Below are 3,242 nucleotides of genomic sequence, written 5' to 3' on the forward strand. Positions count from 1 at the left end.
CACGGCGATCAGCGCGATCAGGATGACCGTGCCACGGCCGATCCACACCAGTTCCTTCTGGCCGGCATTGGGCCGGATCATGGCCTTGTAGAAGTCCTCGGTCAGGGCACTCGACGACACCAGCAGCTGCGAGTCGATGGTACTCATGATCGCCGACAGGATCGCCGCCAACAGCACGCCCGCCACCCAGGGGTTGAACAGCAGCTGCGACAGGGTGATGAATACCGTCTCGGCGTTGGCCAGCGGCTGCTCGGCGAAGTAGGCGATGCCGGCGAAGCCGGTGAAGATCGCGCCGTAGAGCGCGAGCACCATCCAGGTCATGCCGATCAGCTTGGCCATGGGCATGTCGCTCGAGCGGCGCAAACCCATGAAGCGCACGACGATATGGGGCTGGCCGAAATAGCCCAGGCCCCAGGCCATCAGCGAGACGATGCCGAACAAGGTCATCTCGTGGAAGATGTCGAGACGGGCGGGATCGACCGCCGCCACCTGCGCCACGGTATTGCTCCAGCCGCCATCGGCGGCGATCACCGCGATCGGCACCATGAGCAGGGCGAGAAACATCAGAATGCCCTGCACGAAGTCGGTCCAGCACACCGCCAGGAAGCCGCCGAGGAAGGTGTAGGAGATGATGACGATGGCACCGACCCAGAGTGCTGTGCCGTACTCCATGCCGAAACTCTTCTCGAACAGGGTCGCGCCGGCCACCATGCCGGACGAGGTATAGAAGGTGAAGAACAGCAGAATCACCACCGCCGAGATCATCCGCAGCACCTTGCTGCTGTCATGAAAGCGGTTCTCGAGGTAGTCGGGCACCGTGATCGCGTCGCGGGCCACCTCGGTGTAGACGCGCAGCCGGCGGGCGACGAACTGCCAGTTCAGGTAGGCGCCGATGGTCAGGCCCACGGCGATCCATACCTGATTCATACCCGAGGCGTAGAGGGCGCCGGGCAGGCCCAGCAGCAGCCAGCCGCTCATGTCCGAGGCGCCGGCGCTGAGGGCCGCCACGCCGGGGCCGAGACGGCGTCCGCCGAGCACGTAGTCGGAGAGATTGTCGGTGAGCCGATAGGACGCGAAACCGATGATCAGCATGCCGATCAGGTAGACGACGAAGGTCACCAGGGTGGGGGTACTCATGTTCATGGCTGTCGCTCCTTACTTGCCCATCAGGTAGGTAACCAGTGACAGCAGAACGATGCCGCCCATCGGCACGATCAGCCAGAACCAGGTTGCAAAACTCAGTGCATGTTCCATGGGAATCCTCACGTTGTTGATGCGCATGGCGATCAGTTGGGCGAACCCGATGAGTTGCAGAAGCGCCCCGCAGCCCGCGATCCAGCGGCGACTGCAACGCTCGCCCGACGCCTGTCCTGTACAGGTCCGACTCCAGAGCCCACGAGCTTTGTTGCAGTCCATCGACCTGCACGAACTGCGCCTCGGCGGCGGGGAGGCCTTAGTAACTATAGGAGAGTTCTGCCGCCTTACCGCTCGTCGCACCTGATAGACGCCGGCAAACGCGTTGCGCGGGGTGGCGCGATTCTGCTGCATGGGTAATCGGGGACACCCATTCGCCGGCCGCGATATCGTAAACGCGTAGCCCAGGGGCCGTTCGGCGTATCACCGTCAGCCGTCCATCACCAGCCGTTCGAACAGCAGTACGCCCCAGCCCAGCATCTGTTCATCGAAGTCGAAGGTGCCACAGTGGTGGCCGCCGCCGACCGGCGAACCCAGAATCAGATGAGTCGCCTCGCCGCCCTGCTCGCGCACCTTCTGGATGAGGAAACCCGCATCCTCGCTGGCCGATACCAGAAAGCTGTCCTGCAGCAGTGCCTCGGGCAAGCCGATCTCCAGCGCCGTCGCCGCGACCCGTTCGGCCAGCTCCCGGCTGTTGGGGTAGCTGGAAAACTCGGCGAACAGCTCGCGCGTCCAGGTTACGCCGTTCATGCGGGCCGCGCCGTCGAGCACCTGCTCTGCCGCGACGGCCATGAAGTCGCAGATGGCATTGTCGGCGCCACGTACCTCGTAGCGAAATCGCACCTCGTCGGCAATCACGTTGTGCGCATTGTCGGAGGCGAAGCGCCCGACATTGACCCGTGACATGCCGGCGCTGTGGCGCGGCAGGGCATACAGGCCCTGCACCGCCTGGCAGGCGGCCAGCAGCGCGTTGCGGCCGTCCTGGGGCGCATTGCCGGCATGGCTGGCGCGGCCGTGGAAGACGACATCATAGATTCGGGCCGCAATCCAGGTGGCGTCGAGAATGATCCGGTAGCGGTCGACAATCCCCAGGTGCAGCGTCAGGAAACGTTCCACCTCGGCCATCTGCGCCAGCCCGGCGAACAGCGCGCCACCGCCGGCCACCTCCTCGGCCGGCTGGAAGAAAAAATGCACCTTGCCGGCCCAGTGCGCGCGGCGGGCCGCCAGCCGACGCGCCAGGCCAAGGCCAATGGTCAGATGGCCGTCATGGCCGCACGCATGCATGATGCCGGCATGTTCGGAGGCGAAGCCCTCGGCCGCCGGCACATGCTCGGTGGCCTGGCTTTCCGTGATCGGCAGCGCATCGATATCGAAACGAAAGCCGAACACCGGCCCCGGCTCCGCGGCCGGCAAGGTGCCTTCCAGGGTTGCCACGAGACCGGTGCGATTGCCCTGCATCGACGGCAGATAGCGGTTGCCGGCACCGAGCACCTGTTCGGCCCGGGCATAGGCGATACGATCCGTTTCAGCATCCGGCGGATTGGGGGGCTTTTGCGTGCCGTAAAGCGCTTGCCCCCAGGCAACGGCAAAGCCCAGGGCTTCGAGCTCGGCGCACAGCCGCGCCGTGGTCAGGTATTCGGTCCAGGACAGCTCGGGGGTACGGTGAAAACAGCGCCGCGTTTCGCTCAGCTCCCGCATCAGCACGGGATCCGGGCAGGAGGGTAGTAGTGCCATGTCAGACTCCCGGGGCACCATCCGCTGGCGCCCGCTATCAGATCTATTTCAGCTGGCTGGGATCCAGGTTCACCGATTTGCGCGCACTGAAGGCCTGCAGCCCCTCGGGGGCCAGCGCCAGCGAGCCGTTACCGGAGGCACGCTGTCCGATCCAGCCAAGCCGGGCATCGACAAAATTGCAGCGATTGACATACACGGTGCCGGTATCGACAGCCGCCACAAAGCGTTCGGCACGCTGCCGCGACTGGGTGAAAATCGATGCCGTGAGGCCATAACGGCTGTTGCGCACCTGCTGCACCGCCTCGTCGTCATCG

At 64.9% G+C, this 3,242-nt stretch carries 4 protein-coding genes; all 4 read right to left on the reverse strand.

Going from position 1 to position 3,242, the window contains the following annotated elements; all coding sequences use genetic code 11:
- Window positions 1–1,143 (reverse strand): sodium/proline symporter PutP (putP, locus tag ABZE94_RS21030; RefSeq protein WP_372878117.1); only part of this gene is annotated, 1,143 nt, incomplete at its 3' end.
- Between the two features lie 12 nt (window positions 1,144–1,155).
- Entirely contained in the window at window positions 1,156–1,416 is a 261-nt protein-coding gene (locus ABZE94_RS21035; RefSeq protein WP_372878119.1) for a hypothetical protein, read from the reverse strand.
- 207 nt (window positions 1,417–1,623) lie between these two features.
- Entirely contained in the window at window positions 1,624–2,928 is a 1,305-nt protein-coding gene (locus ABZE94_RS21040; protein ID WP_372878121.1) for an amidohydrolase, read from the reverse strand.
- 43 nt (window positions 2,929–2,971) lie between these two features.
- The coding region (locus ABZE94_RS21045) for an aldehyde dehydrogenase family protein (RefSeq protein WP_372878123.1) at window positions 2,972–3,242 on the reverse strand (271 nt) is incomplete at its 5' end.

Source organism: Pseudomonas sp. (assembly GCF_041601375.1).
In the GTDB taxonomy this organism is placed as follows: domain Bacteria; phylum Pseudomonadota; class Gammaproteobacteria; order Pseudomonadales; family Pseudomonadaceae; genus Aquipseudomonas.